The sequence below is a fragment of the Rhizorhabdus histidinilytica genome (assembly GCF_900167915.1).
Classification (GTDB): domain Bacteria; phylum Pseudomonadota; class Alphaproteobacteria; order Sphingomonadales; family Sphingomonadaceae; genus Rhizorhabdus; species Rhizorhabdus histidinilytica.
Genome location: NZ_FUYM01000011.1, coordinates 23,458 through 49,946 on the forward strand (window position 1 = coordinate 23,458; position 26,489 = coordinate 49,946).

A 26,489-nucleotide genomic window follows, 5' to 3' on the forward strand; every position below is an offset into this window, starting at 1 on the left:
GGCGATGATCCGCGGCGTCCACCACCTCGCCGTCTCGACGCCCGACCTCGATCGTTTCGTCGATCATTATCGGCGCTGGTTCGGTTTCGAGTGCTGCGGCGGCGGCGCGTGGGAGCGCGGCAACGAACGGATCGACACGATGGTGGGGCTCAAGGACAGCGCCGCGCGCTACCAGATGCTCCGCCTCGGCAATCTCTATGTCGAGGTGTTCGAATACAGCGCGCCGCGCGGGGAAGCGGTGCGGCCGCGCATGTGCGACCATGGCCTCATCCACCTCTGCCTCTATTGCGACGACGTCTTCGCCGAATATGAGCGGCTGACCGCGCTCGGCATGGAATTCAACGGCCCGCCCGGCGGATCGGCCGCGACCCGCGCCACCTATGGCCGCGATTGCGACGGCAATGTCGTGGAGTTGCTGCAGATCGTCGACGAGGGCTGTGGCTTCGGATTCGACCGGGCGAAAGCCCTGGAGCCGTCAGCCTAGCTCGCGCAGCAGGGTGGCGGGGTCGCGGTCCCAGCGTTCGGCGGCCTTGCGCACCGCAGCGAAGAAGGCGCGGATAGCGGGCTTGTCCTCGACGATCTCGATCATGTGGCCGAGCGCCGCCGAGGTGTCGACATAGGCATAGCGCATCGGCCCGAACAGCCCGTCCGCCGCGACCGCGAAGCCCTGGCCGGTATAATGGGCCAGGTCGGCGGCGAAGTCCTCCGCGATGAAGGCGACATGGTGGAAGCCGGTCGCCCCCGCCGGCACCGTGTCGCGATAGGCGGAGGGGCCGTCGTCATGCTGCTCGACCAGCTCGATCTGCACCTCGCCATGCTGGGCGACGGCGGTCGAGAAGCGGGTCGCGCTCGGCGCGCCGCGATAGCGCGGCTCGTCGAGCTTGAGGTCGCGGTTGACCAGGAAGGGGCCGATCCCGGTCGCCGCATGCCAGCGGCGGGCGGCCTCGGCCAGGTCGGGGACGACCCAGGCATATTGGATGATGCGGGGCTGGAAGCTCATCGTGCGGCCTCGTGCGGCATATGGTTGGCGATCAGGGTGCGCGCCGCCTCGACGGCGCGGCGGGCGCGCTCGAACGGCGGGATCCCTGCCTTGCGAGCGGCGTGCTGCGGCACCTCGACGTCGACGATCGTGCCGGGGCGCAGCGCGGCGAGCGCGGCGGCGAGCGGGAAGTCGCCGGTGCCGGGCAGGCCGCGCTCGCGGATCGCCTCGTGCCAGGCCTCGTCGCGCGCGCGTTCGCGCGGGCCGTCGCAGATCTGGAGATAGCCGATGCGGTCGCGCGCGGCGGTGATATCGGCGGGGCCGCCGCCGTTCCGCACCAGGTGCAGCATGTCGCACACCAGCGAGGCGCCGGGCCGGTTCGCCGCCTGCACGATCGCCGCCGCCTGCGGCAGCGTGCGCACCGCCGAGAAGCCGTTGAACTCCAGCCCCGCGACGATGCCGAACCCGGCCGCCAGGTCGCAGAAGCGGGCCAGCGCCGCCGCCCCCGCGTGGTCGTCCAGATCGTGGATATGGACCGTCGCGCGCGTGGCGCCGAGCGCCTGTCCCACCGCCAGCGCCCGTTCGAAGCCGGCCCAGTCGGGATCGGCGTCGAGCGGGAACACCTCCAGGTTGCACAATGTCACCCCCGCCTGCTCCAGCGCCGCCGACAGCTCCGGCACGTCCGCCTCGCCCACGCAGGGGAAGAGGCGTGCTATCGCCTCGGGGACATGGGTGAACAGGCAGACATGGTCGCACCCCAGCCGGCCCGCGATCGCGGCCAGTTCCGTCGGCGACGCGTCGAGCGCCGTCAGGTGGTGGAGCGAGAGCGTCGCCGGGGCCAATAAAAAATCATTCATGATTGTTTTTATGCGCGGCTGTGGTAGGGCGAGTCAATCGGAAGAGACAAAGGACGCTACGGGACAGGATCGATGGACGCCATCAGCCATGACAGTGCCGGGCCGGACTATGCCCGGATGGACTATGAGCGGGGCCGCAAGGCCGCGCCGGAGGGCTTTCCCAAGCTCCCCGATATTCCCGGCCGCCGCTATGTCGACCCCGATTTCCTGGCGCTGGAGAAGGAGCGGATGTGGAAGCGGGCCTGGCTCTATGCCGGCCATGTCGACCAGCTTCCCAATCCCGGCTCCTGGTTCCTGACCCGCAACACCGGGTCGCCGGTCATCGTCGTGCGCGACCTGCAGGGCGATCTGCGCGCCTTCTTCAATACCTGCCAGCATCGCGGCGCGCCGCTGGTGACGGCGGAGGCGGGTGAGGCGCGCGGCTTCGTCTGCGGCTATCATGGCTGGAGCTATACGCTCGACGGCAAGCTCACCGCCGTCCGCGACAAGCGCGACTTCGTCGACCTCGACTTCTCCTGCCGGTCGCTGGTGCCGGTCCGCTGCGAGACGCTGGGCAACCTGATCTTCGTCAACGAAGATGTCGAGGCACAGCCGCTGATCGAGCATATCGGCCCGATGGCCAAGGAGCTCGACCAGTATCAGCTCGACCGCCTCCGCCTCGTCGACAGTCGCAGCTACGATGTCGGCTGCAACGTCAAGGTGCTGCTCGACGCCTTCCTGGAGGTCTATCACATCAAGTCGATCCACCAGCACACGGTGGATCGCTTCCTCGACCATCGCGGCATGATCGTGACGCTCTGGCCGAACGGGCACAGCCGGATGGTGACGCCGAACAGCCGCCCCGACTGGAAGGACCCGGGCACGATCGGCATGCCGAAGATCGACACGGTCACCGACCTGCCGGCCAACAACAACGTCAGCTACCAGATCTATCCGAACTTCGTGATGCCGCCGTCCGACAGCGGTATCCCGCTGCTCCAGTTCTGGCCGACCGGCCCGCGCTCGTCGCGCGTCGTGTCGAGCTGGATCGGGCCCGACCACGACCCGGAGAACCCGCATCCGATGTGGGAGAAGCGGATCGCCAATTGGGAGCGCATCCTCTACGAGGACCTCCAGTTCGCCCCGCAGATCCAGGAATCGCTCGAAAGCGACGGTTTCCGCGGTATGCCACTCAACTATCAGGAGCGGCGCATCTATCATTGGCACGAGGAGCTCGATCGCCGCATCGGCCTCAACCAGGTGCCGCCGGAGGCGCGGGTCGAGCAGGTGCTGCACGACTGGGTTACGCGCTGAGGGCTATCGGATCATAGGGGAGAGGCATGGATTTCAGGCTCACATCCGAGCAGCAGGAACTGCGCGAGGCGGCGCGGACCTTCGCCCGCGCCGAATTGCCGGCGATCGCGGCGGAATGCGAACGCGACAACAAGCCGCCCAGCCATGAGCTGGTCCGCCGCTATGCGGAGATGGGCTTCCTCGGCATCAACGTGCCGGCGGAACTGGGCGGCCTCGGCCTCGGCAATCTCGAGGCGCTGGTGGTGCTGGAGGAGTTCGCCAAGATATCCTCGGCGGTCGCCTTCCCGATCTTCGAATCCTCGGTGGGGCCGGTCCGCGCGATCGAGCATTTCGGGTCGGACAGCCTCAAGCGGCGCATCGTCCCAGCCGTGTGCAAGGGCGAGATGGTGGTCGCGATCGGCATGTCGGAGCCCGACGCCGGATCGGCGCTGACCGACCTCAAGACCAAGGGCGTGGTGAAGGGCGACCGGCTGGTGATCAACGGCACCAAGCGCTGGTGCTCGGGCGGCGGCCATGCCGACGCCTATCTCGTCTATTGCCGGCTGTCGGACGATCCCGGCCCCAAGGCGATCGGCGCGGTGCTGGTCGAGAAGGGGACGCCGGGCTTCGGCTTCGGTCCCAACGAGCAACTGATGGGCTTCCGCGGCGTGCCGTCGGCCGACCTGACCTTCGACGACGTCGAGGTGCCGCTCGACAACATCGTCGTGCCGGCGGGCGGCTTCAAGAAGCTGATGGAGACGTTCGACCTCGAACGCTGCGGCAATGCCACCATGGCGTTGGGCCAGGCGTCGGGCGCGCTGGAGGACGTCACCGACTATGTCCAGGAGCGCAAGCAGTTCGGCAAGCCGATCGTCGAGTTCCAGGCGGTCCAGCTCAAGCTCGCCGAGATGCACATGAAGGTCGACGCCGCCCGCCTGCTGATCTGGCGCGCGGCAGCCAATGCCGAGGACGGGCTGCCTTCGATCCTCGACAGCTCGACCGCCAAGTGCTTCGCCAACTCGATCGCGCGCGAGGTAGCGGGCGACGCCGTCCAGCTGATGGGCGCCTATGGCTATTCCAAGGAATTCCCGATGGAACGGCGGCTGCGCGACAGCTGGGGCTGGGGCATCGCCGGCGGCGCGATCGACATCCAGAAGGTCAACATCGCCGCGGCGATGCTCGGCCGCCGCTTCGACCAGAGGCGCTGATGGCGAAACAGCGGATCGCCGCGCTAGACGACGTCCCCGAAGGCGGCAACAAGGCGTTCGACGCCTGCGGCAAGTCGGTGCTGCTGTGCCGTACCGGCGCCGGCGTCTTCGCGGTCGAGAATATGTGCAGCCACGCCTTCGCCCATCTGGAAGGTGGCAAGGTCAAGGGACCGCATATCTTCTGCCCGCTGCACGGCGTCCGCTTCGACATGCGCACCGGCGCGCCGAACGGGACCCTGACCAAGAAGCCGATCGCGGTCTATCCGGTCAGCGTCGAAGGCGACGACATCGTGGTGGACTTGCCCGATGGCTAGGCTGCTCCATGTCGACGCCAGCCCGCGCAGGGGCCGCTCGCGATCGAACATGGTGGCCGACCGGCTGATCGCCGGGCTCGACGGGCATGAGGTCGAGCAGCTGGCATTGTTCGACGCCGACCTGCCCGCCTTCGACGGCGCCGCGATCGAAGGGCGCTATGCGCTGATCGAGGGTCGGCCGGTCGACGAGGCGGTGCGCGCCGACTGGACGGCGATCGGCCGGATGGTCGATCATTTCCTGTCGTTCGACGGCTGGATCATGACCGTGCCAATGTGGAATTTCGGCATTCCGTACCGGCTCAAGCATTATATCGACCTGATCACCCAGCCGGGCCTGGCGTTCCGGGTGGTCGACGGGCAGGGCGAGGGGCTGGCAGCCGGCCGCCGCGCGATCCTGGTCACCTCGGGCGCGCTCGACATCCGGCCGGGCGGGCCGATGGCGGCCTATGATTTCCAGCTCGCCTATCTTGAGGCCTGGCTCGGTTTCATCGGCGTCACCGAGATCGATGCGATCCACGTCCGTCCGACCTATGGCGACGAGGCGAGCGTCGCGGCGGCAATGGACCGCGCCTATGCCGACGTCGACGCGCTGCTCTCCGCCCTCTCCCTGCCCGCGCGGGTGTAGACCAGGTTGATGCTCAGGAAGCTCACCGCCTCCTCGCCGCGCTGGTTGACGACGGCATAGCGGGTGATGGCGGTGCCGCGGTCGGCGCGCGAGGCGGATGGGCGCAGCTCGACGATCTCGGAGGTCACGTGGATGCTGTCGCCGGCGCGGACGGCCTTCTTCATCCGCACCTCGTCCCAGCCCACGCCGCAGACGAAATCGATATCGGAATTGATCTCATGATCCATCTGCCGCCACAGGGCGAGGGTATGGATGCCGCTGGCGACGACCTCCCCGAAGACCGACTGGCGGGCGAGGTCGGCATCGCTGTGGAACCATTGCGGGTCCCATTGGCGGGCGAAGGCGAGTATCTCCGCCTCGGTGACGAGGCGCGGCTCCGATCGGCGCGCCTCGCCGACGGCGAGGTCCTCGAAGCAGCGGGTCGGCCGGGCGGGGACGAAGGGGGCGTCATGGTCGGTCATCGATCCTCTCCTGCCGGGAAGCCTGCCGGCCCTGCTTTGCCAAGGGACAGAGGGAAACGGGAGTCATTTGTGGACGGAACCGATCATCGCTTTGCCCCCCTGTTCCGCTTCGAGGAACGCGAAGGCGGCGTGCTGCGCTCGGCGCCGAGTGGCGGGCCGCTGTTCCGGCTGTTCGGCGGGCAGGTGCTGGCGCAGGCGCTGGCGGCGGCGCAGCACAGCGTCGCGGCCGGGCGGCTGGCGCATAGCTGCCACGCCTATTTCGTGCGCGCCGGCCGGGTCGACCGGCCGATCGACTTCAGCGTCAGCCGCGACACCGACGGCCGCAGCTTCTCCGCCCGCCGGGTCGAGGCGCGGCAGGGCGACGAGCTGATCCTCACCCTGTCGGCTTCCTTCCACGACGCCGAGCCCGGGCCGGTGCAGCAGGCGGCCATGCCCGACGTGCCCGATCCGCTCGATCTGCCGCCGCAGGACGATGCGATCGCCGCGGCGCTGCCCGACATGCCGCCGCATCGCGTCGTCTTCTGGGATCGCGACATCGGCATCGATTTTCGAGCGGTCGAGCCGTTCCGCACGGTCGACCCGCCGCGCGCCCCACCGCGCCGCTCCTTCTGGTTCCGCACCCGCGACCGGCTCGGCGACGATCCGGGCGAGCATCAGAGGATGCTCGCCTTCGCGTCGGATCTCTACATCCTCCACACCGGGCTGCTGCCGCTCGGGATCAGCTGGTCGGATCATGGCCTGAACGATGCCAGCCTCGACCATGCGCTGTGGTTCCACCAGCCGTTCCGCGCCGACGAATGGCTGCTCTACACGATCGACAGCCCCTATGCCGGCGGCGCCCGCACGCTCGGCCGCGGCACGATCTTCGCGCGGGACGGCAGGCTCGTCGCGTCGGTCGCCCAGGAAGGGCTGATCCGGCTGGTCCAATAATGTCTATACTTTATCCGAGCCGCCGGAGCAGCGCCGCGGCGAGCGGTTCGGCGCTGCCGGGATTCTGGCCGGTGATCAGCCCGCCATCCTCGACGACCAGCGGCTCGAACGGCGCCGCGCAGCGATAGTCGGCGCCCTGTGCGGCCAGCGCCGTCTCGGCGAGCAGGGGGACGAGCTTGTCATATTCGAGCATCGCCTCCTCGGCGTTGCTGAAGCAGGTGATCGCCTTGCCGGCGACGAGCGGCGACCCGTCCGCCGCGGTGGCGGTCATCAGGCCCACGACGCCGTGGCAGATCGCCGCGACCGGCTTGCCCTGCGCGTGGAGGGCGGTCGCGAGCGCGCCGAGCGGGTGGCAGGCCGGGAAGTCCCACAGCGTGCCGGTGCCGCCGACCAGGAAGATCGCGTCGATCCGCGCCGGATCGATCGTGGCGAGGTCGAGCGGCGCCTCCAGCTTCGCCATCGCCGCCGGCTGGCCGAGCAGCCAGTGCCCGGCGGGCAGCAGCCACGGTTCCTCCAGGCTTGCCGGGTCGAGCGGGGCGAGGACGCCGCCGGGGGTGCCGAACAGTATCTCGTGCCCCGCCTTGTCGAGTGCGCGATAGGGCGTCGCCAGCTCCTCCAGCCACACCCCCGTCTTGGCACCGGTGTCGCCAAGCTCGGCCTGGCCGGTCAGCACGAACAATATGGTCTTCGTCATCGTCACGCGTCCTCGAAAATGGTTCGTCTGGCGTGGCGTCCGGCGGACGTCGCGACAATCCACCAATTAGGTGGATAGGAGCAGGCGACGCCTGTGGCATTATGCGACGATGCTGATCCGCACCAAATTGGCCCCGCCCAACAGGACGATCGACCTGCTGTGGCGCGAGGCGCTGGTCGGGCGGATCACCGGCGCGGCCGAGCGGCTGGCCGTCCTCTCCGCGCCCGCCGGCTACGGCAAGACGACCCTGCTCAGCCAATGCCATGCCCAGTGGCGGCGCGAGGATGTCGCGGTCGCCTGGTACAGCGTCGACGATTCCAAGTTCGAGAGCGACCAGTTCTTCGCCTATCTGATGGCCGCGCTGCACCGTGCCGGGCTGCCGCTGCCCTATTCGCAGGAGGCGATCGACGCCGGCCTGCCCGGCCTCGCCGCCGAGGCGGCGGCGCGCGCGATCGTCGTCGCGCTGGAGGCCAGCGAGGAGCCGGTCCGGCTGATCATCGACGACTATCACCGCATCGCCTCACCCGCGACCAACCGCTTCCTCGATTATGTGATCGAGCGGATGCCGAATCACGCTGCGATCATCATGGCGATGCGCGGCATGCCGGAGATCGCGCTGGCGAGCCTCCGGGTCCGCGGCCAGCTCCTGCTGCTCGAACAGAATGACATAGGCTTTTCCGACAGCGAGGCGCTCCGCTTCCTGAGCGACCAGTCGAGCAAGGTCGATTGGGGCGAACTGATCGAACGGACCCAGGGCTGGCCCGCCGCGCTGCAATTGCTGCGCCTGTGGCTGGCGGGGCGCGACCAGGTCGATACGCTCGATCACCTGACCCGGCGATCGAGCGACCTTGCCGACTATCTGGCCGAGCAGGTCTTCTCCGGCCTGCCGGTCGACGTCCAGCAGTTCCTGCTCGAAACCTCGATCGCCGAGCGCATCTGCACCGGGCTCGGCGACGCGATCTCGGGGCGCGACGATGGCGCGGACATGCTCGACCAGATGCGCCGTCGCAACCTGCTGGTGACGCCGCTCGACGATGATGGCGTGTGGTACCGCTTCCACCCGTTGTTGCGCGAGTTTCTCTACGACATGCTCGCGCGGGGCAGCCAGGCACGGCTCGATGCTCTCCATCTGCGCGCCGCCGCCTGGCTGGCCGGGGAGAATCTGCTGCCCGAGGCGCTGGGTCACGCGGCGCGCGTCTCCGATCGGACAGCGGCGACCGCGATCATGGAAGCGGCGGGGGGATGGCGGATGGCGATCCGCGGCGGCCTCGCGCTGCTCCGCCACGTCGACGAGATCGATCAGGTGTCACCGGCCGACTTCCCTCGCGTCACCCTCGGCCGGGTCTATTTCGCCGCGCAGAACGGCCGCCTGCCCGAGGCGCGGGCGATGCTCGACCGGCTGCTCGCGGTGCTGCCGCTCGACCGTGTCGAGGCGAGCGACCCCGGCCTCGCCAGCGAGATGCTGTGCAACGACCTCGTCGCCCATATCTACGAGGATCGCGCGATCCCAGCCGCCTATGGCCGTTTCCTGGAACGGCAGCTCGCCCATGAGGGGCACGATCCGACACTGCGCGTGCTGCTCCATCATCTGTCCTGCCTGGCGAGCTTCGACCGGGGGGACGACATCTGGTGTCGGGTCCATGGCGAAAAGGCGCTCAAGCTCGCCCGGTCGCACCAGCTCCCGCTGCTTGAAGTCTATGCCTATCAATATCTGGGTCTGTCCCAGATTCGCACCGGCCGCCGGCGCGAGGCCGAGCTCTATTTCCGCCGCAGCTTCGAACAGGCCAACCGCCATTTCGGCGAAGGCAGCGCCCAGGTCGCGGTCGCGATCTCGCTGCTCGCCTACACGCTCTATCTGTCGGGCGACCTGTCGAGCGCGACCGAACTGCTCGAATCGGCGGTGCCGGTGATCGAGGTGAGCGAGGGCTGGCACGAGGTGTTCGTCGCTGCCTATGCGACCCAGGCCTGGGTCGCGGCGCGGACCGGCGACCTCGCGGCGGCCGAGCAGGTCATCCAGCGGGGGCGCGAGACGGCGGAGCGCCGCGGCCTGCCGCGCCTGCGCTACCAGCTCGACCTGCTGCGGGCGCGAATCTGGCTCTGCCTCGACCGGGCCGAGCTGGCCGCTCCCCTGCTCGCCGAGCTGGGCGAGCCGTCGGCGGTGTTCCGCCAGCGCGACCGGCGGCTGTTCTGCGACTATCGCGTCGCGCTGATCGCCTGCGCGGTCCAGCACGGGCAGCCGGACGAGGCGCTGGCCGCCACGCTCGATGCCGACGTCGCGGAAGCCGGGTCGGTCGCGCTCGACATCGAGATGGCGATCCTGCGCGCGGCGGGGGCGGTCGCAGCCGGGCGCCGGATCGAGGCGGCGCACGCCTTCCGCCAGGCGCTGGAAGCGGCGGAGAGCGAGGGGCTGATCGGCATCGTTTCGCAATTCGGTGCGCTATTGTCGCCGGTGCTGGCGGCGTGCGAGGAGGCGCTCCACCTGTTCGAACCGGCGCAGCGCAGCACCATCGCGCGGTTGCGCCAGACGGTCCCCGCCGGACGCCGGAGCGGGACCGCGATCCCGCCCGCGGCGAGCGACGTCATCGTCACCCCGCGCGAGATCGACGTGCTGCGCGGCCTGGCCGACGGGCTGTCGAGCAAGGAAATGGCGCGCAGCCTGGGCGTCGCCGAGAGCACGATCAAGACGCACCGCATCAACATCTACCGCAAGCTCAACGTCGCCACCCGGTCGCGCGCGATCTCGGCGGCGCGCAACCTGCGGCTGATCTAGGTCGTCGCCGCCCGCGACATCAGCTTTCCGACGCTCCGAAGGAAGCCGCATGGACCGAGTGCGTCCGCTGTCCGATCGGGTCTCCGGCGACGGCCATCCCGCCGCTCGTGAACTGCCGTCGAGCTATCATGACCGAATCGTCGACCCGATGGGGAACTGGCGCGCTTCACCGTCCTGCGGCGTCCCCATGCAGGGCAGCTCGTCCACCGCTACTCCGAACGTAATCCAGGGAGCCGGCCGAGCGGGCTGCGGACCCGTCGCCCATCGCCACCGCACCGGTCCAGTTTCCGGTCGTGCGCTCCATCCATTCCCGCGCCGCCGCTCCACCTTTTCTACCGATATACGCGGACGCCTCCCTCGCCATAGCCTTGGGACACGACGCACGGGTCAGAGCCCGGCGCGCGGCATATCGAGGGGGACGTGGAGATGACATTCAGGAACCGCATGTTGGCCGGGCTGCTCGGCACCGCCTGCCTGTTCACGGGCAGCGCCGCTTTCGCACAGGATGCCGCCGATGGCGCCGATCCCGCCGAGGGCAACGACATCGTCGTCACCGCGCGGCAGCGGTCGGAGAGCCTGCAGCAGGTGCCGGATTCGATCACCGTCTTTTCCGCCAGGACGATCGACGAGGCCGGGATCCGCAGCATCGACGACGTCACCGCGTTGATGCCGAACATCTCGCTGGTCGATTCGCAGGACGCCGGCACGGTCGCCATCAACATCCGCGGCATCGGTCAGGTCCGCAACGGCGAGGCGCCGGTAGCCCTCGTCGTCGACGGGGTGCAGATGACCTCGACCGACATGATCAAGCAGGCGCTGCTCGACCTCGACCAGATCGAGGTGCTCAAGGGGCCGCAGGGCGCGCTCTACGGCCGCAACGCGATCGGCGGCGCGATCAACATCACCACGAAGCGCCCGACCAACGAGCTGCAGGGTCGCGTCTCGGTGGACTATGCCAATGGCGACGACCGCCGGCTGTCGGGGACGCTGAGCGGCGCGCTGGTGCCCGACCGGCTGCTGTTCCGCATCGCCGGCGACTATCGCAAGTTCGACGGCGTCTTCCACAACGTCACGCTCGACCGGAAGGTCGACTTCGTCGAGGACCTCAACCTGCGCGGCCGGCTGATCTTCACGCCGACCGAGCGGCTGACGGTCGACCTGCGCGGTTCCTATGGCGATCTGAAGGCGGGCGCCTCCTGGTACATCCCACTGCCCGACGGCCAGCCGAACAACACCAGCGTGCCGATCCAGAACGACTTCCTCGGCCGCAGCCCACGCACGGTGAAGGACGGGTCGCTCAAGGTCGACTATGAGTTCGATCCGTTCACGCTGAGCTCGATCAGCGCGTTCAACACGACCAGGATCGACCTGAGCGAGGATCTCGACTGGTTCCCGCAGTCGATCCTCGGCGCGACCCAGCTCCGCCGCTACGAGAGCTTCACCCAGGAGTTCCGGCTGGCTTCCCCTTCGGCGCAGAAGCTGCGCTGGACGGCGGGCGCCTATCTGCTCGACGCGCGGCGCCGGGTCGACACGGTCGTCCTGATCTCGCCCGATCCGACCGCGTCGGGGCTGCCGGCCTCGGCCTATATTCCGCTGCCGGCTGCGCGCGCGACCGAGGACATCCTGACCAAGGCCGCCTATGCCCAGCTCAACTACAGCGTCACCGACGCGATCGAGCTGACCGGTGCGCTGCGCTACGACGATGACCGTCGCGAGCAGACCAACCGGCTCGTGCCGGGCCCGAAGCGCAAGGCCAATTTCGACGAATGGCAGCCTAAGGTCTCGATCAAATATTCGCCGACCCCCGACACCATGGTCTATGCGACCGCGGCGCGGGGCTTCCGCAGCGGCGGCTTCAACCCGCCCAACGCGGTCTTCCCGGCGATCTACAAGCCCGAGGTCGCCGACACGCTGGAGATCGGCAGCAAGAACAGCCTGCTCGATCGCCGGCTGACGCTCAACGCCGCCGCCTTCTATATGCGGTACAAGGACCAGCAGGTCTTCATCCTGAACGTCGCCGACCAGGGCATCGTCAACGTCGGCAAGACCGATATATACGGCTTCGAGCTGGAGGCGCAGGCGCGGCCGGTCCGTAACCTCCAGCTCGGCGCGTCGCTCGGCTTCATCGATACGAAGATCAAGGATTTCGACGGCACCGCGCGGTTCCGCGGCAACCGGGTGCCGCTGACCTATCGCTGGTCCTATACCGCGTTCGGCCAGTACCGGGCGCCGCTCGGCGACGACCGCGCCATCGTCGCCCGCATCGACTATTCGGGCCGGTCCGGCAATTACTGGCACATCGACAATGCCGACCGGCAGGACGCGGTCCACCTCGTCAACGCCCGGCTGACCTACGATGCCAAGCGCTACTCGATCGCGCTCTACGCCACCAACCTGTTCAAGGAACGCTACACCGAGGAATTCTTCGCCAAGGAATTCTCGGCCGGCGCCGCCGACATCCGCTATCCGGGCCAACCGCGTCGCTATGGCGTCTCGGCGACCCTCAACTTCTGACGGGGCCATTCATGTCGACCCACCCGCGCGACCTAGAGGAGTTCTTCCACGGCCGGACGGCGGCGATCGAGTTGATCGACCGCCGCCGCCACGGGCGCGACGTCACCTATGAAGGCGACGGCGACCTGTTCACCCAGAGCTGGTTTCCGCTGTGCCGGTCGAGCGAGGTGGCGCCCGGCGCGGTGCTGGGCCGCAATTTCCTCGACGGGCGGGTCGCGGTCTACCGGACCGAGGACGGCACGGCGAACGTGGTCAGCGCCTATTGCCCGCACAACGGAGCCGACCTGTCGATCGGCAAGGTGGCGGGCGACCGGCTGGTCTGCGCCTTCCACCATTGGGAATTCGATCGGAGCGGCCGGTGCAGCGCTACCCCCACGGGCGACCGGATCGTCGAGGGTATGAAGGTCTTCCGCTATCCGGTGCAGGAGCGCTTCGGCCTGATATGGGCATTCAACGGCACCGAGCCGCTGTTCGACCTGCCCGAGCTCGGTTTCCCCGACGAGGACCTCGCTTTCCACGCCGACATCCCCAGCCTCGACCTGCTGGCCGATCCCTGGGTGTTCATGTGCAACACGTCCGACTTCAACCATATCGAGGTCGTCCACGGGATCGACATCCAGGGTGACGCGACCAGCGACATCAACTGGCATGAATTCGGCTACGACTATGACCTGAAGGGCCGCTTCAGGGAGACCGGCGCCGCCATCGAGTATAAGGTCGGCATCCGCGGCTCGAACATCTTCTACCAGATGGGCAGCGTGAACGGGCGCTGGTTCGCCTTCCTCTATCCGTGCGGCATCCACCGTCCGGGCACGCTGCGCAGCTATTTCGTCATCGCCACGCGCAAGTCCGACGGTACGCCCGAGGACGACGCCCGTGTGGCGGAGACGCTCGACTTCGCGCAGAAGCTGGAGATCGCGGTGGTCGACCAGGACGTCGAGATCCTCAACAGCATCCGCTTCACCCGCGGCATGTTCACCCGCAGCGACAAGGCGCTGGGCCGCTTCGTCGATTATCTGAAGACCTATCCGCGCGCGCATCCCGGCGCGGACTTCATCCGATAGGGGAGACGCATATGGAGACGGTGGCGATCGCGCAACGCATCGAGGCCCCGGCCGACAAGGTCTGGGCGCTGGTCGGCGATTTCGGCGGCGATGTCCTGACCCGCGGCTATGTCGCGCGGGTGGAGGTCGCGGGGAAGGGCATCGGCGCCCGTCGCACCTATCATCTCGATCCGTCGATCGGTGGCGGCGCGGTGGTCGAACGGCTCGTCGAGCTCGACGATGTCGAGCGTGCGATCGGCTATGACATGGTCGACTATGGCCCGCTGCCCTGGGCCGACTATGGCGGACGGATCACCGTCACGCCGGCCGGCTCCGGCGCCTGCATCCTCGTCGTCCGCACTCGCTTCCTGCCGCTCGACCCGGCGCGGGGAGAGGAGCTGCGCGGCCTGTCGCGCGGCAATATCGGCCACTATTTCGACAATGTCCGCGCCGCGCTCGACATCGGGACGACGGAGGCGCTTGTCGGATCGCCCTGATCGATGGCAGCTTGCCGCCAAACCCTGGATAGAAGGGGGGAGGATGGCATGAACGGATCGATGCTCGACTGGCCGCTGACGCTCGACCGGATCCTGGTCCATGCGGAGCGGTGGCATCCCGATCAGGCGGTGGTCGGCGCCGCGCCCGACGGGACGATGGCGCGGCGGACCTATGCCGAATGCGCCGACCGCGCGCGGCGGCTCTCGGCGGCGCTGGTCGCGCATGGGATCGAACCCGGCGACCGCGTCGCCACCCTGGGCTGGAACACGCTCCCGCATTTCGAGGCGTGGTACGCCATCATGGGCATCGGCGCGGTGTGCCACACGCTCAACCTGCGGATGGATGCGGCGCAGCTCGCCTGGATCGCGCGCGACGCCGGGGACCGGCTGCTGCTGGTCGATCCGGCGCTGCTGCCGGTGGCGGAGGCGATGCGTGCGCTCTGCCCCGCGATCGAGGGCATCATCGTGCTGGGCGCGGGCACCGACGCGCTGATCGCGGCGCACGATCCGGCGCGCTGGGGCGGCTTCGGCGAGGATCAGCCCGCCGGCCTCTGCTACACCTCGGGCACCACCGGCGATCCCAAGGGGGTGCTCTACACCCACCGTTCCAACTTCCTCCACACGCTGGCGATCATCCAGCCCGACCTGTTCGGCATCGGCGCCGCCGACAGCGTGCTGCCGATCGTGCCGATGTTCCATGCCAACGCCTGGGGCATCGCCTTCGCTGCCCCGGCGGTCGGCGCCAAGCTGGTGCTGCCCGGCGCGCGGCTTGACGGCGCCAGCGTCCACCGGCTGATCGCCGGGGAGGGGGTGACGATGTCGGCGGCGGTGCCCACCGTATGGCAGGGGCTGCTCGACCATCTCGATCGCGTGGGCGGCGGGCTGGCGCCGCTGCGCCGGGTGGTGATCGGTGGATCGGCATGCCCGCCGTCGATGCAGCGTCGCCTGACCGACCATTACGGCATCGAGGTGCGCCACGCCTGGGGCATGACCGAATTGTCGCCGCTCGGTACAGTTGCCGCCCCCAGCGCGGCGTCGGCGGCGTTGTCGCCCGAGGAAGGCGGTCGCCTGCTCCAGTCGCAGGGCCGCCCGCCGCTGGGCGTCGACCTCAAGGTGGTCAGCGACGATCCCGATGCCGGACCGGACACCCCGGGGCGGCTGTTCGCGCGCGGCTATGCCACGGTCGGCCGCTATTTCGGCCGCGACACCCCTGCCACCGACGCGGAGGGCTGGTTCGAGACCGGCGACGTCGCGGTGATCGACCGCCACGGCTTCCTTCATATCACCGACCGCGACAAGGACGTGGTCAAGTCGGGCGGCGAATGGATCAGCTCGCAGGGGCTGGAGGCGATCGCCGCCGAACATCCGGCGGTCGCGCATTGTGCGGTGATCGCCGCCGATTGCGATCGCTGGGGCGAGCGGCCGCTGCTCGTCGTCCAGCTGCGCGAAGGCGAGGATTGCTCCGACGCTTCGCTGCTGGAGCCGTTCGACGGGACGGTGCCGCGCTGGTGGGTGCCTGACGGGATCGTCCGGGTCGATGCCATGCCGCTGGGCGCGACGGGCAAGATCGACAAGCGGGCGTTGCGCGACGCCTATCGAGACCATTTGCGCGCGTCCTGAAGGCAAGGGAAGCGAGCCCGCCCGAGCGGAGCCGGGCCCGCTTCCGTACCGCTCCGGGACCGGGGAGCGGCGGGGGGACCTCAGCCCGCGGAGGCGCCCTTCGCGGCTTCGGCGGCGCGGCAGGCCTCGGGCGAGCGGGCCGGAAGGGTGGTCGCGACGCGGTTGCCGGACGGATTGTCGCGGGCGACGGCGCAGGGCTGGGGTGCGACCGGGCGGAAGGCGCGGGCGTGGAGCTTGCCCGGTGGCACCGCGACCTCGCGATGCGTCGCGCGCAGGTCGGCGGCGGCCAACGGCGACGCCGCGAGCAGCGAGAGCGAAACGGCGGACAGGATCAGGCGCATCATCGATCTCCGATATCGGTTTTCGACGTGCAGCTAGGCGGGCCGCGTTGCTCCCGGATCGCGATCGTGTAAGAAATCATGTCCGCGCGCCGGGCGGCAATCTCTCGGGGCGGTTGCGTGACCATTTCAAACTATTGCTGCGGCGATGCAGCAACAGTTTTTGCGCGGTGCAACCGTTGACGCTCCTGCCCGGCGTACATAGGTGCGGAGGCGATCACCCCGTATCGAGACGAGGCTGCCCATCGTGACGTCGAGTACCATATTGCTGGTCGAGGATGATCCGTCGCTCCGCGTCCTTACGGCGCGGGCGTTGCAGGAGAACGGCTATATCGTGCGTCCCGCCGCGACCGGACCGGAGATGTGGATCGCCTTCAACGCCGAGCCGATCGACCTGATCATCCTGGACATCATGCTGCCCGGCACCAACGGTATCGAGCTGTGCCGCCAGCTCCGGCAGAAGAGCGACGTCCCGATCATCTTCATCAGCGCCAAGGGCAGCGAGACCGATCGCGTCATCGGGCTGGAGATCGGCGCCGACGACTATCTCGCCAAGCCGTTCGGTACGCGCGAGCTGATGGCGCGGGTGCGCGCCGTGCTGCGTCGCGGCGGCATGGACCGGCAGAGCGAGCAGAGCCGCCGCAACGAGGCGCGCTTCGACGGCTGGCAGGTCAATTTCCCGCGCCGCGAGTTGACCTCGCCGAGCGGCGCGGTGGTCGACCTGACCGGCGCCGAGTTCGACCTGCTGTCGAGCTTCCTGCACAATGCCCAGCGGGTGATCGCGCGCGAGCGGCTGATCGAGCTGTCGCGCACCCGGCTGGGCGATGCCTCCGATCGCAGCATCGACGTGCTGGTCAGCCGGCTGCGCCGCAAGCTGCAGGGCGAGGGCCGCGACGCGCCGATCACCACCGTTCGCGGCGTCGGCTATATGTTCAACGCCGAAGTGACCCGCGCTTGATCCATCTGGTGCGCCCGTCGCTGGGGCTGGTCGGGCGGATCCTGGCCATATTGCTGCTGACGGTCACGGTCGAGTTCTGCACCAGCACCCTGCTCTACGAGCGCGCGAGCCAGTTCTCGCTGCGCGAGGACGAGGCGCACCGGCTGGCCGAGCACCTCGTCATCACCCGCAAGCTGATCGCCGAGCGGCCCGTGCGCGAGCGGGCGATGATGGCGTCGCTGCTCACCACCGACCGCTACGACGTCCGCTGGGGCGCCACCGAGCCGCCGCCGCCGCCGATGGCACCCGACCTGCGCGAGATGCGCGACCAGATCGTCGCCTGGGAACCGTCGCTGGCCGATTCGAACATGCGGCTGCGGCTCAAGTCGCCGGGGCTGAATTCGATGGTGGTCGGCGGGATGACCCTGCCCGACGGGAGCTGGATCCATTTCGGCACGCGCGACGTGGTCGGCGGCTGGGATCTCGCGATCGGGCGGGTGATGCTGGCGCTGGTCCCGGCGATCGGCCTGCTCGTGATCGGCAGCCTGCTGATCCGCAGCACGCTCAAGCCCGTGCGCATGCTCGCCCAGGCGGCGGAGCGCTACGGCTATGGCGACCGTGTCATCCTGCCCGAGATCGGCACCGGCGAGGTGTTGCGCGTGATCCGCGCGTTCAACGCGATGCAGGACCGCATCCAGCGGCTGATCAGCGACCGCACCCAGGCGCTCGCGGCGGTCGGCCACGACCTGCGTACCCCGATCGCGCGGCTGCGGCTGCGGATCGACATGATAAGCGACGGCGCGGCGCGCGACGCCATGCAGCGCGATGCGATCGAGATGGAAACGATGATCGGCTCGCTGCTCGCCTTCCTCGGCGGGGAGGAGAGCAACCAGCCCGTCGTGCGGACCGACCTGGCGGTGATGGCCGCGACGCGGGTCGACGACGCCACCGACGAAGGGCATCGCGTCCGCTATGAGGGGCCCGAGCATCTCGACGCCTTCGTCCGTCTCTACGACGTCAAGCGCGCGCTCGACAATCTCGTCACCAACGCGCTGCGTCACGGCAAGCACGTCGTCGTCCAGGTCGAGCAGCGCGGCGACCGCGCGGTCCTGCGCGTGCTCGACGATGGGCCCGGCATCCCCGAGGCGCGGCTCGATGAGGTGCGCCAGCCTTTCGTCCGGCTCGACACCGCGCGCCGACGCAATACCGAGGGCCTTGGCCTCGGCCTCGCCATCGTCGAGCGGATCGTGCGTGCTCATGCGGGCGTCCTTCGCCTCTCCAACCGGCCGACCGGCGGCCTGGCGGCGGAGATCGACCTACCGATCGACGGGCCCGTTACGGCGGCGTAGAGTCTCAGGTTCATCACCTGATCCGCACATCTGAGGAGGGACTGAGCCTTGGCGAAGGCCCGTCTCGAAGGATCCTTCGAGACGCCATTTCGGCTTCGCTCAATGGCTCCTCAGGATATGCGGTGGTAGCGGCGGCGTATGGCGCCCCGCAGCAATCATTTCTTACAGGGGCGCTGCGCTGCGGCAAAAACGCCTCCCTATTTCCGGACTCCATGATGCTGGTCGCATGACCATATCCCAGGAGTCCCACGATGAACGAGCTGATCGGTCGAGTCTTCAGCTTTCAGGAGCATGTGTTCACGAGCAACAGCGACCTCTACGGCAAGCTCGCCCGTGACGGGCAGAGTCCCAAGGCGCTGATGATATCCTGCGCGGATTCGCGCGTCGTTCCCGAATATATCGTCCAGGCCGCGCCAGGCGACCTGTTCGTCTGCCGCAATGCCGGCAACATCGTCCCGCCCTTCTCGCAAGCCAATGGCGGCGTCTCGTCGACCGTCGAATATGCGGTGATGGTGCTGGGCGTGCGCGACATCATCGTCTGCGGCCATTCGGACTGCGGCGCGATGAAGGCGCTGTGCAGCCCGGGCTCGCTCGACGGCATGCCCAACGTCGCCGCCTGGCTGCGCCATTCGCATGCCGCGCAGAAGGTCGCCGAGGATGCCTATCCCCATGTCTCCGGCGCGGACCGGGTCCGCGTCCTCGCGCTCGAGAACGTCGTCGGCCAGCTCGCCCATCTCCGCACCCACCCATCGGTCGCCTCGGCGATCGCGCGGGGCGAGATGGCTTTGCACGGCTGGTATGTCGACATCCATGCCGGCGAGGTGCTCGCGCTCGACGGCGAGACCGGGCGCTTCCTGCCGCTCGCCGCCGATCGGCCGCTGCCGGTCGCGCTGCAGGCGGCGTCGCGCCGCGTCGCGGATGTGCTGGAGGCCGCCGAATGACCTCGGCGCGCCTCGCCTCGCTCCTTCCGGTAAGCTTCTCGCGCGACTTCACGGCGTCGATCGTCGTGTTCCTGGTCGCGCTGCCGCTCTGCATGGGCATCGCGGTGGCGTCGGGCGTGCCGCCGGAGAAGGGCCTGATCACCGGTATCATCGGCGGCCTCGTCGTCGGCGCGCTCGCCGGCTCGCCGCTACAGGTCAGCGGTCCGGCGGCCGGTCTCGCGGTGATCGTGTTCGAGCTGGTCCGCGACCATGGCCTGTCGGCGCTCGGCCCGATCCTCGCGCTCGCGGGCGCGATCCAGTTCGTCGCCGGCATCCTCAAGCTGGGCGGCTGGTTCCGCGCCATCTCCCCGGCGGTCGTCCACGGCATGCTCGCGGGGATCGGCGCACTGATCGTCGTCGGCCAGTTCCACGTGCTGTTCGACGCCAAGCCGCTGCCCAACGGGCTCCAGAATCTCGCCGCGATGCCGGCTCGGCTGCTTGGTCTGTCGGCGTCGAACGTCGCCGCGGCCGAGATGGCCTTCGCGATCGGTCTGGTCACGATCGTCGCGATGCTGACCTGGGAGAAGCTGCGGCCGGCGACGATGAAGCTGGTGCCGGGCGCGCTGGTCGGCGTCCTCGCCGGCACGCTGGTCGCCTGGGGCTTCGGCCTGTCGATCACCCGCGTCGAGGTGCCGTCGTCGATCGTCGCCGCGATCGTGCCGCCCGACGCCGGCTTCCTCGGCCGGATGCTCGATCCGGCGCTGCTGGTGACGGCGGTCGCGATCGCCTTCATCGCCAGCGCCGAGACGCTGCTCTCCGCGGCGGCGGTCGATCGGATGCACAATGGCGTCCGCACCGATTACGACAAGGAGCTGCGCGCCCAGGGCGTCGGCAACCTGCTGTGCGGCTTCGCGGGCGCGCTGCCGATGACCGGGGTGATCGTCCGCAGTTCGGCCAACGTCCAGGCCGGCGCGGCGACGCGGCTGTCGGCGGTGCTCCATGGCGCCTGGCTGCTCGCCTTCGTCGCGTTGCTGCCCTGGCTGCTGCGCGAGATCCCGATGGCGTCGCTCGCCGGCATCCTGGTCGTCACCGGCTGGCGGCTGGTGTCGGTGTCGCACGTCCGTCACCTGTTCCACCATCATGGCGTGCTGCCGGTGGTGATCTGGGTGGCGACCTTCGTGATGGTCGTGGCGACCGACCTGCTGACCGGCGTGATCGTTGGCCTCGGCCTCTCGCTGCTCGAACTGGTCCCGCACCTGCGGCGGCTGCGGCTGCGGGTCGACGCGAATCACGGCGACGAGCGGAGCGAGATCCGGCTCGAGGGGGCGGCGACCTTCCTGACGCTGCCCAAGCTTCTCAAGACGCTCGAATCGATCCCCGGCGGCCGCGCGGTCAGCCTTGACATCCGCAAGGTGCCGGCGATCGACCACAGCTCGGCGGAGATGCTGGGCGAATGGATCCAGCGCCGCCGGTCGGGAGGGACGCCGGTCAACCTCGACGCGGAGGACGACCAGCTCCGGAAGATTGCAGCCTGACCTACCCCAACGGTCAGGTGTTGCACCGGCGTCACGCTGCTACCCCTTAGGGCGTGACGCCGGACCCCGGCAATGATTTGTAACGGACGGGAAACAGGGGGCTGAGAATCCCCTTTCCATAATGGCCGCGTCGATCATGACGCGACCCGATCAGAGGAAGCGCAGGCCGACGAAAGGAGGGACGATCCGAGACCTTATCAAAGGGGATTGTCTTATGCGTTTCCAGAACATCACCGCCGCCGTCCTCGCGCTGTTCGTCGCGACGCCGGCCCTGGCCCAGGAGGAAAGCTCGCCGTTCAGCGTGTCCGGCAGCATCGGCCTCGCCAGCGACTACCGCTTCCGCGGCGTTTCCCAGACCGACAAGGAGATGGCGATCCAGGGCGGCATCACCGTCGGGCATGAAAGCGGCTTCTATGTCGGAACCTGGGGATCGAACCTCGCCGGCTGGGGCACCTTCGGCGGCTCCAACACCGAGCTCGACATCTTCGGCGGCTACAAGGTCGCGCTGGGCGAGGGAGTCGCGCTCGATGCGGGCCTCACCTGGTTCATGTATCCGGGCGGCGCCGACAAGACCGACTTCGCCGAACTCTATGCCAAGCTCAGCGGCACACTGGGCCCGGTCACCCTGCTCGGCGGCGTCGCCTATGCGCCGAAGCAGCAGGCGCTCGGCCGTTGGTACGTGTCGGGCGCGTCGGCATCGACCGGCGTCTACGACGATCCGGGCGACAAGGAGGACAATCTCTACCTCTGGGGCGACATCTCGGGCGCCATCCCGGAAACGCCGATCACGCTGAAGGCGCATCTCGGCTATTCGAACGGCAATAAGGGTCTCGGCCCCAACGGCACCAGCATCGCGCCGACCGGCAAATATCTCGACTGGCTGGTCGGAATCGACGTCGCCGTTCCGGGGACCCCGGTCACGGCGGGTGTCGCCTATGTCGACACCGACATCAGCAAGAGCGAATCGGCCTATCTGCTGCCGAACTTCGCGTCGACGAAGAATGGTTCGTCGATCGCGAGCGGCAAGCTGGTCTTCTCGCTGACCGCCGCTTTCTGAGGCGACGGAACGAGGGGCGCGCGATTGCCGCGCGCCCCTTCACCGATCAGAAATCGAGTTCCACCCGCGCTCCGCCGACATGCATCCCATAATCGGTCCGGCCGCCCGCCGGGATCGCGGCGCCGGTATAGGCGAGATAGCCATAGTTGAGGTTGAAGCGCAGATATTCGACCGGCGTCCAGATGATGCCGGCGAACCAGCCATTCTGGGTGCCGCCGCGGATCGCGCCGTCGTTGAGGTCGAGATAGTCATAGCGCAGGTTGAGCTGGATCGCGCCGATGCCGCCCTTGCCGAACGGCGAGGAGGGCTTGGCTCCCCCGAAGATGCCGTTGCGATAGGTACGGGTGTCGTCGGTCAGGAAATAGCCGACTTCCGCATAGCCGCCGAAGAAACGCGAATTGGGCCCGGGCCCGATCGCATCGAGCCAGTTCGCCTCCCCGGCGGTGTGCCAGCGGCCATGGATGGCGGCGACCTCGAGCCCATAGTTGAACTCGCGGTCGACGAACATGTTCGGCGTCGCGAGGATGCGGCTGTTGGTGCTGTGCAGGAAGGGACGCTGCCGATAGCGGGTCGGCGCGTCCGACAGCCGGTTCAGCATGCGCAGGTGCGCCGAGCCGCCGAGATGGATCTGGGTGCCGTCCAGTTTCGGCGCATAGACGGCGCGGCCATCGATGCTGAAGCTGTTGTTCTCGTCGCCGCCGTTCGGGCCGTCGCTCGAGTCGGCGAGGGCGTCGATGTCGTCGGAGAAGACGCCCGCTTGGAGGAGGATGTCCTTGCGGTGATACTGGACCGCGATGCCCAGCCGCCGCTCGAAGTTGAAGGCGTCGGTGAAGGCAGCGCGTTCCATGAGCGATCCGGTGGTGTCGCCGGTCAGCTCGTCGAGCGACTGGAACTGGTTCTGGTTGCCGATCGAGACCTGCCAGGGGCCCCGGTCATAGGTGACGAAGGTGTCGACCAGGCCGACCTTGTTGTCCGACAGCTCGACCTCGAGCTTGTAGCCGAAGCCGCTGCCGAGCTTGCCCTCGCCGCCCAGCCGGATGCGGCGGACCTCGTTCGAGAAGCCGAGGCCGCGATCGACGATGCCGCGCGGCTTGGAGACATAGCCCGCGTCGAGCTGGATGCGGCCCTTCACCTTGAAACTGCGATCGTCGCTGGTGAATTGCGGCGATCCCTTCCAGCCGATCGCCGTCGCGGGCGCCGAAGCTGCGGCGGGGCTCGATGCGGACGGGGCCGACGTCGCCATCGGCACGACCGCCGGAGCGCTGCCGGAAGGCGCTTCACCCAGCCGCGCCTCGATTGCGGCAAGCCGGGCCTGTAGCGCACGAACCTCGTCGCGCAGGGCCTGGCTCTCCTCGGCGGACAGAGGCGCTGCGGCCAGCGGCATGGCGATCAGCGAGGCAGTGGCGGCCAGCGCCACGCGGGCAATTCGGAACATGGAACGTCTCCCGGGCGGCGATCGGCCGCGTGGGGGGCGATGTGACGCTTTCATGTCCTTTTTGTTACATCGAGCAACCTGGAAATACTTTGTAACAAATCGCCTTAAAAAAGCCGCTTTTGGTGACTGTCTTTCCGGCGGCGCAATAACCCGTTCGCACCACGGTCCGGCGCACCGGCCGGCAAAGCGTTAAGCCGGTGCGGCCAAGGCTGTTGACCGACTCGGACGCGCATGATTGCTGCGTCGCAGCATCACGGTGGGGACTGACATGGCGCTTTCGATCTTCGCGCTCGTTTACGGTTTTGTGACGACTTTCATCCTGACCAGCCTCTCCCGCAATCGCCGGGAAGCGCGGCCCGACGCGCCGGTCCTGACCTTGGTGGGCCATGGGCTGATGGCGGCGTCGGCGGCGGGGGGATGTCTGGCGCTCAGCGCCGCTGCCTGGGCCTCGCTCGCCCATTGATGGCGGGCGTCGTCAACGCGTCTTGCTGCCCGGATAACGGTCGCGCGCCGCGGCGGCGATCGCTTCGTCGTCCTGGGGCGCGCCGCCGCTGATGCCGATCGCGGCGATCGTCGCGCCGTCGACCGTCACCGGCACGCCGCCTGCGATCGCGATCGCGCCCGGCACCGACAGCACCGACTGATCTCCCTTGGCGAGCGCCTCCTGCAGCAGGCGGGTCGGCAGGCCGAGCGCGGCGGCGGTGGTCGCCTTGCCCTCGGCGACGTCGAGGCTCTTGTAGGAGGCGCCGTCCATCCGCTGCGCCAGGATCACCCGGCCCTCGCGGTTGACGATGACGATCGAGACGGCGTGGCCGCCGCGCCCGGCCGCCTCGGCCGCACCCTGCGCCATCGCCATCGCGTCGCCCAGTCGCAGCGCCGGTGCGGCGGCGATCGGGGCGGCAGCCATCATCGCGAGCAGCGCGACCGCGCCGCCTGCCATCTTCCAAAGCTTCATGTCGTTCTCCATGGGCGGACGGGCGGTCGCCGTCCTGCGTCAGTGCATCCGGTTCTCGGTGGGCTGGGCCTTCTCGTCGTGCGGCCTGGCCAGGAAGGCATGGATGTCCCTGGCGTCCTGCTTGCTCAGCACGTCGGCGAAGGAGGCCATGCCGGCATAGGCGAAGGCGCCGTCGAGGACGATCGACTCGAACGCGGCATGCGTCTCGGGCGTCATCTTCCACAGGTTCGGATAGCCGCCCGCGCCGGTCGGTCCGCCGTGGCAGCGCCCGCAATTCTGCGCGTAGAGCGCGGCGCCGTGCTGGACCTGGGCGTCGGTGCCGCGATATTCGGCCGGCGCCACGGTGAACGGCCGGGCCTCGCGCAGCGGGGGCAGCTTCGGGGCCGATCCGCCGATCCGGAACACGATCAGCCGCTCGCTGTTCTGCCGCTCGATCGCCACCGCGCCGGGTGGATAGGACACGTTGAGCGCGCCGCCGAGCCCGGCGGTCACCGCGACATATTGGACGCCGTCGATCGTGTAGCTCATCGGCGAGGCCATGATGCCGGTGCCGACATTGATGCGGTGGACCACGGCACCGGTCTCCGCGTCATAGGCCGTCAGCCAGCCATCGGCCGAACCCTGGAAGACGAGCCCGCCCGTCACCATCGTGCCGCCGCTCCAGAAGGGCATCGGCTTCGTCGCCCACGCCTCCTTCTGGCGCACCGGGTCCCAGGCGCGGACGATCTGCTGGAAGGTCGGCGCCGGCTGGCCCGCGAGGATGTCCTCACCGCCGCCGGTCTTGTTCGATCCGAAGGCGAAGCTGGGGAAGGAGGCCGCCGATCCCTGCAGGTTGCTGTAGGGCCGGTATTTCGGTTGCTCCAGCATCTGGAAGGTCATCGGCGCTTCGAGCACCGGAATATAGACCAGCCCGGTCTCCCGGCTGTACGACATGGGCTGCCAGTTGTGCCCACCGGCCTCCGACGGCCAGACCAGCTTGGTCTTCTTCGAATAGTCGCTCTGGTCGGTGAGCACCGGCCGGCCGGTCTTGAGGTCGACCCGATCGGCCCAGGTGACGGTGGTGAACTTCTCCGCCGACAGCAGCTCGCCGGTCACCCTGTCGAGCACATAGAAGAAGCCGTTCTTCGGCGCCTGCATGATCACCTTGCGCTGGCGCCCGCCGATCTCGATGTCCGCGAGGATCATGTTCTGGGTGGCGGTATAGTCCCAGCTGTCGGCGGGGGTGGTCTGGTAATGCCACTTCTTGCGGCCGGTGTCGGCGTCGATCGCGACGATCGACGACAGATAGAGATTGTCGCCGCCGGCCGGGCTGCGCAGCCAGGACGGGTGCGGCATGCCGTTGCCGGTGCCGACATAGACGATGTTGGTGTCGGGATCGTAGACGATCGAATCCCACGGCGTGCCGCCGCCGCCCAAGTCCCAGCGCGACTTGGGGTCCCAGGTCTTGCGCGCCTCGGTCACCTCGGGGTGCTCGTCCGGGCCCGCCGCCGGATCGCCCGGCACGACGAAGAAGCGCCAGGCGAGCTTGCCGGTCTTGCGGTCATAGGCGCTGGCATAGCCGCGCGCACCCATCTCGCCGCCGCCATTGCCGATCACGACGTTCTTGCCCGCCACGCGTGGCGCGCCGGTGATCGCATAGCTCATCCTGCGGTCGGTGATCGTGTCGACCTTCCACAGCTCCTTGCCGGTCTTGGCGTCGACCGCGGCCAGATAGCCGTCGAGGGCCGCGACATAGACCACCCCGTCGGCGACCGCGACGCCGCGGTTGACCGCGTCGCAGCAGGTGCGGCGGGCGAACTGGCCGTCGACCTCGGGATCATATTGCCAGAGCTGCTTTCCGGTACGCGCGTCGAGCGCGTAGACGACGCTCCACGGCCCGGTCAGGTACATCACTCCGTCGACCACGACGGGGGTCGCCTCGACCCCGCGATGGGTGCTGCCGCGCACGACGAAGTCGTCGAACTCCCAGGCGACGCCCAGCTTGCCGGCGGTGGCGGCCGCAACCTGGGTTCCCGGATAGGAATAGGCGGTTTCGGCGCGCCAGTCGGGGGGCTGCGAGCCGCCAGCCAGGCTGGCCGCCACCAGCGCCGGGGCGATCAGGCCCGCGAGGGCGGTGCGGATGATGGCGCGGCGGCGGCGCCCCTCGATCGACTTCATCACTTTACGCTCCCCTGTCGGG

General features: G+C 68.7%; 25 protein-coding genes and 1 pseudogene. 18 read left to right on the plus strand and 8 right to left on the minus strand.

Annotated features, from left to right (window positions below):
- Positions 1 to 4 precede the first annotated feature (4 nt).
- Positions 5 to 484 (plus strand): VOC family protein, encoded by a 480-nt coding sequence (locus B5X82_RS20500; RefSeq protein ID WP_079650039.1) that lies wholly within the window; start codon positions 5 to 7, stop codon positions 482 to 484.
- Here B5X82_RS20500 and B5X82_RS20505 read toward each other — a convergent pair.
- Positions 476 to 1,000 carry a VOC family protein gene (locus tag B5X82_RS20505; RefSeq protein ID WP_079650040.1) on the minus strand — a complete coding sequence of 175 codons (525 nt, stop codon included), beginning with the start codon at positions 998 to 1,000 and terminating at the stop codon, positions 476 to 478. The genes B5X82_RS20500 and B5X82_RS20505 overlap by 9 nt on opposite strands.
- Complete coding sequence (locus B5X82_RS20510) at positions 997 to 1,821, minus strand: sugar phosphate isomerase/epimerase family protein (RefSeq protein ID WP_235862747.1); 825 nt, start codon at positions 1,819 to 1,821, stop codon at positions 997 to 999. The genes B5X82_RS20505 and B5X82_RS20510 overlap by 4 nt, the downstream gene beginning before the upstream one ends.
- Positions 1,822 to 1,908: 87 nt before the next feature.
- On the opposite strand from B5X82_RS20510, the gene B5X82_RS20515 reads away from it, so the two are divergent.
- The 4 genes from B5X82_RS20515 to B5X82_RS20530 are packed head-to-tail and all read left to right on the plus strand — an operon-like array spanning position 1,909 to position 5,255.
- Entirely contained in the window at positions 1,909 to 3,129 is a 1,221-nt protein-coding gene (locus B5X82_RS20515; protein WP_079650042.1) for an aromatic ring-hydroxylating oxygenase subunit alpha, read from the plus strand.
- Between the two features lie 26 nt (positions 3,130 to 3,155).
- The gene (locus B5X82_RS20520) at positions 3,156 to 4,316 is read left to right on the plus strand and encodes an acyl-CoA dehydrogenase family protein (protein ID WP_079650043.1); all 1,161 of its coding nucleotides are present in this window, start codon (positions 3,156 to 3,158) and stop codon (positions 4,314 to 4,316) included.
- Positions 4,316 to 4,630: a Rieske (2Fe-2S) protein gene (locus tag B5X82_RS20525; RefSeq protein ID WP_079650044.1), complete on the plus strand. Its 315-nt coding sequence runs from the start codon at positions 4,316 to 4,318 to the stop codon at positions 4,628 to 4,630. The genes B5X82_RS20520 and B5X82_RS20525 overlap by 1 nt, the downstream gene beginning before the upstream one ends.
- Positions 4,623 to 5,255, plus strand: coding sequence for an FMN-dependent NADH-azoreductase (locus tag B5X82_RS20530; protein ID WP_079650045.1), 633 nt, complete (start codon positions 4,623 to 4,625; stop codon positions 5,253 to 5,255). Before B5X82_RS20525 ends, B5X82_RS20530 begins: the two co-directional genes overlap by 8 nt.
- Here the strand turns inward: B5X82_RS20530 and B5X82_RS20535 are convergent.
- Complete coding sequence (locus B5X82_RS20535; RefSeq protein ID WP_079650046.1) at positions 5,201 to 5,716, minus strand: MaoC family dehydratase; 516 nt, start codon at positions 5,714 to 5,716, stop codon at positions 5,201 to 5,203. The two genes, B5X82_RS20530 and B5X82_RS20535, sit on opposite strands and share 55 nt — an antisense overlap.
- 69 nt (positions 5,717 to 5,785) lie before the next feature.
- Between B5X82_RS20535 and B5X82_RS20540 the strand changes: the two genes are divergently transcribed.
- Positions 5,786 to 6,646, plus strand: a complete 861-nt coding sequence (locus B5X82_RS20540) for an acyl-CoA thioesterase (RefSeq protein ID WP_235862748.1) — start codon at positions 5,786 to 5,788, stop codon at positions 6,644 to 6,646.
- Positions 6,647 to 6,656: 10 nt separating this feature from the next.
- Here B5X82_RS20540 and B5X82_RS20545 read toward each other — a convergent pair whose 3' ends face one another.
- Positions 6,657 to 7,340, minus strand: a complete 684-nt coding sequence (locus B5X82_RS20545; protein WP_079650048.1) for a type 1 glutamine amidotransferase domain-containing protein — start codon at positions 7,338 to 7,340, stop codon at positions 6,657 to 6,659.
- Positions 7,341 to 7,410: 70 nt separating this feature from the next.
- Here B5X82_RS20545 and B5X82_RS20550 point away from each other — a divergent pair, with 70 nt between their 5' ends.
- The 6 genes and pseudogenes from B5X82_RS20550 to B5X82_RS20570 all read left to right on the plus strand — a co-directional run bounded on the left by B5X82_RS20550 (position 7,411) and on the right by B5X82_RS20570 (position 15,784).
- Positions 7,411 to 10,110, plus strand: coding sequence for a LuxR C-terminal-related transcriptional regulator (locus tag B5X82_RS20550; RefSeq protein ID WP_235862749.1), 2,700 nt, complete (start codon positions 7,411 to 7,413; stop codon positions 10,108 to 10,110).
- Between the two features lie 100 nt (positions 10,111 to 10,210).
- Positions 10,211 to 10,350: pseudogene (locus B5X82_RS27380) on the plus strand (arsenical resistance protein ArsH); the annotation flags it as partial.
- A 186-nt stretch (positions 10,351 to 10,536) separates the two neighbouring features.
- Entirely contained in the window at positions 10,537 to 12,624 is a 2,088-nt protein-coding gene (locus B5X82_RS20555; RefSeq protein ID WP_079650206.1) for a TonB-dependent receptor, read from the plus strand.
- Positions 12,625 to 12,635: 11 nt separating this feature from the next.
- Positions 12,636 to 13,688: a Rieske 2Fe-2S domain-containing protein gene (locus B5X82_RS20560; protein WP_079650050.1), complete on the plus strand. Its 1,053-nt coding sequence runs from the start codon at positions 12,636 to 12,638 to the stop codon at positions 13,686 to 13,688.
- Between the two features lie 11 nt (positions 13,689 to 13,699).
- Positions 13,700 to 14,164: an SRPBCC family protein gene (locus tag B5X82_RS20565; RefSeq protein ID WP_079650051.1), complete on the plus strand. Its 465-nt coding sequence runs from the start codon at positions 13,700 to 13,702 to the stop codon at positions 14,162 to 14,164.
- A gap of 48 nt (positions 14,165 to 14,212) precedes the next feature.
- On the plus strand, positions 14,213 to 15,784 hold the full coding sequence (locus tag B5X82_RS20570; protein WP_079650052.1) for an AMP-binding protein: 1,572 nt from the start codon (positions 14,213 to 14,215) through the stop codon (positions 15,782 to 15,784).
- A gap of 80 nt (positions 15,785 to 15,864) precedes the next feature.
- On the opposite strand, the gene B5X82_RS20575 is transcribed toward B5X82_RS20570, so the two are convergent.
- The gene (locus B5X82_RS20575) at positions 15,865 to 16,128 is read right to left on the minus strand and encodes a hypothetical protein (RefSeq protein ID WP_235862750.1); all 264 of its coding nucleotides are present in this window, start codon (positions 16,126 to 16,128) and stop codon (positions 15,865 to 15,867) included.
- 241 nt (positions 16,129 to 16,369) lie between these two features.
- Between B5X82_RS20575 and B5X82_RS20580 the strand changes: the two genes are divergently transcribed.
- The 5 genes from B5X82_RS20580 (at position 16,370) to B5X82_RS20600 (ending at position 21,920) form a co-directional block, all read left to right on the plus strand.
- Entirely contained in the window at positions 16,370 to 17,080 is a 711-nt protein-coding gene (locus B5X82_RS20580) for a response regulator transcription factor (RefSeq protein ID WP_079650053.1), read from the plus strand.
- Positions 17,077 to 18,408: an ATP-binding protein gene (locus B5X82_RS20585; protein WP_176152646.1), complete on the plus strand. Its 1,332-nt coding sequence runs from the start codon at positions 17,077 to 17,079 to the stop codon at positions 18,406 to 18,408. Before B5X82_RS20580 ends, B5X82_RS20585 begins: the two co-directional genes overlap by 4 nt.
- A gap of 251 nt (positions 18,409 to 18,659) precedes the next feature.
- Positions 18,660 to 19,349, plus strand: coding sequence for a carbonic anhydrase (locus B5X82_RS20590; protein ID WP_079650054.1), 690 nt, complete (start codon positions 18,660 to 18,662; stop codon positions 19,347 to 19,349).
- Positions 19,346 to 20,863, plus strand: coding sequence for a SulP family inorganic anion transporter (locus tag B5X82_RS20595; RefSeq protein ID WP_079650055.1), 1,518 nt, complete (start codon positions 19,346 to 19,348; stop codon positions 20,861 to 20,863). The genes B5X82_RS20590 and B5X82_RS20595 overlap by 4 nt, the downstream gene beginning before the upstream one ends.
- 214 nt (positions 20,864 to 21,077) lie before the next feature.
- Positions 21,078 to 21,920: a TorF family putative porin gene (locus tag B5X82_RS20600; RefSeq protein ID WP_079650056.1), complete on the plus strand. Its 843-nt coding sequence runs from the start codon at positions 21,078 to 21,080 to the stop codon at positions 21,918 to 21,920.
- Positions 21,921 to 21,966: 46 nt separating this feature from the next.
- Here the strand turns inward: B5X82_RS20600 and B5X82_RS20605 are convergent, their stop codons facing one another.
- Positions 21,967 to 23,355 carry an OprO/OprP family phosphate-selective porin gene (locus B5X82_RS20605; RefSeq protein WP_079650057.1) on the minus strand — a complete coding sequence of 463 codons (1,389 nt, stop codon included), beginning with the start codon at positions 23,353 to 23,355 and terminating at the stop codon, positions 21,967 to 21,969.
- Positions 23,356 to 23,623: 268 nt separating this feature from the next.
- On the opposite strand from B5X82_RS20605, the gene B5X82_RS20610 reads away from it, so the two are divergent.
- Positions 23,624 to 23,818 (plus strand): hypothetical protein, encoded by a 195-nt coding sequence (locus tag B5X82_RS20610; protein ID WP_079650058.1) that lies wholly within the window; start codon positions 23,624 to 23,626, stop codon positions 23,816 to 23,818.
- A 12-nt stretch (positions 23,819 to 23,830) separates the two neighbouring features.
- On the opposite strand, the gene B5X82_RS20615 is transcribed toward B5X82_RS20610, so the two are convergent.
- Entirely contained in the window at positions 23,831 to 24,310 is a 480-nt protein-coding gene (locus B5X82_RS20615) for a GlcG/HbpS family heme-binding protein (RefSeq protein WP_079650209.1), read from the minus strand.
- A gap of 39 nt (positions 24,311 to 24,349) precedes the next feature.
- A complete protein-coding gene (locus B5X82_RS20620; RefSeq protein WP_079650059.1) occupies positions 24,350 to 26,467 on the minus strand; it encodes a PQQ-dependent dehydrogenase, methanol/ethanol family in 2,118 nt (705 codons plus the stop codon).
- Positions 26,468 to 26,489 lie beyond the last annotated feature (22 nt).

Coding starts and splice junctions, on each gene's coding strand:
- B5X82_RS20500 (WP_079650039.1), top strand. CDS start 5: ATGATCCGCGGCGTCCACCACCTCGCCGTCTCGACGCCCGACCTCGAT.
- B5X82_RS20505 (WP_079650040.1), bottom strand. CDS start 1,000: ATGAGCTTCCAGCCCCGCATCATCCAATATGCCTGGGTCGTCCCCGAC.
- B5X82_RS20515 (WP_079650042.1), top strand. CDS start 1,909: ATGGACGCCATCAGCCATGACAGTGCCGGGCCGGACTATGCCCGGATG.
- B5X82_RS20520 (WP_079650043.1), top strand. CDS start 3,156: ATGGATTTCAGGCTCACATCCGAGCAGCAGGAACTGCGCGAGGCGGCG.
- B5X82_RS20525 (WP_079650044.1), top strand. CDS start 4,316: ATGGCGAAACAGCGGATCGCCGCGCTAGACGACGTCCCCGAAGGCGGC.
- B5X82_RS20530 (WP_079650045.1), top strand. CDS start 4,623: ATGGCTAGGCTGCTCCATGTCGACGCCAGCCCGCGCAGGGGCCGCTCG.
- B5X82_RS20535 (WP_079650046.1), bottom strand. CDS start 5,716: ATGACCGACCATGACGCCCCCTTCGTCCCCGCCCGGCCGACCCGCTGC.
- B5X82_RS20545 (WP_079650048.1), bottom strand. CDS start 7,340: ATGACGAAGACCATATTGTTCGTGCTGACCGGCCAGGCCGAGCTTGGC.
- B5X82_RS20555 (WP_079650206.1), top strand. CDS start 10,537: ATGACATTCAGGAACCGCATGTTGGCCGGGCTGCTCGGCACCGCCTGC.
- B5X82_RS20560 (WP_079650050.1), top strand. CDS start 12,636: ATGTCGACCCACCCGCGCGACCTAGAGGAGTTCTTCCACGGCCGGACG.
- B5X82_RS20565 (WP_079650051.1), top strand. CDS start 13,700: ATGGAGACGGTGGCGATCGCGCAACGCATCGAGGCCCCGGCCGACAAG.
- B5X82_RS20570 (WP_079650052.1), top strand. CDS start 14,213: ATGAACGGATCGATGCTCGACTGGCCGCTGACGCTCGACCGGATCCTG.
- B5X82_RS20575 (WP_235862750.1), bottom strand. CDS start 16,128: ATGATGCGCCTGATCCTGTCCGCCGTTTCGCTCTCGCTGCTCGCGGCG.
- B5X82_RS20590 (WP_079650054.1), top strand. CDS start 18,660: ATGAACGAGCTGATCGGTCGAGTCTTCAGCTTTCAGGAGCATGTGTTC.
- B5X82_RS20595 (WP_079650055.1), top strand. CDS start 19,346: ATGACCTCGGCGCGCCTCGCCTCGCTCCTTCCGGTAAGCTTCTCGCGC.
- B5X82_RS20600 (WP_079650056.1), top strand. CDS start 21,078: ATGCGTTTCCAGAACATCACCGCCGCCGTCCTCGCGCTGTTCGTCGCG.
- B5X82_RS20605 (WP_079650057.1), bottom strand. CDS start 23,355: ATGTTCCGAATTGCCCGCGTGGCGCTGGCCGCCACTGCCTCGCTGATC.
- B5X82_RS20610 (WP_079650058.1), top strand. CDS start 23,624: ATGGCGCTTTCGATCTTCGCGCTCGTTTACGGTTTTGTGACGACTTTC.
- B5X82_RS20615 (WP_079650209.1), bottom strand. CDS start 24,310: ATGAAGCTTTGGAAGATGGCAGGCGGCGCGGTCGCGCTGCTCGCGATG.
- B5X82_RS20620 (WP_079650059.1), bottom strand. CDS start 26,467: ATGAAGTCGATCGAGGGGCGCCGCCGCCGCGCCATCATCCGCACCGCC.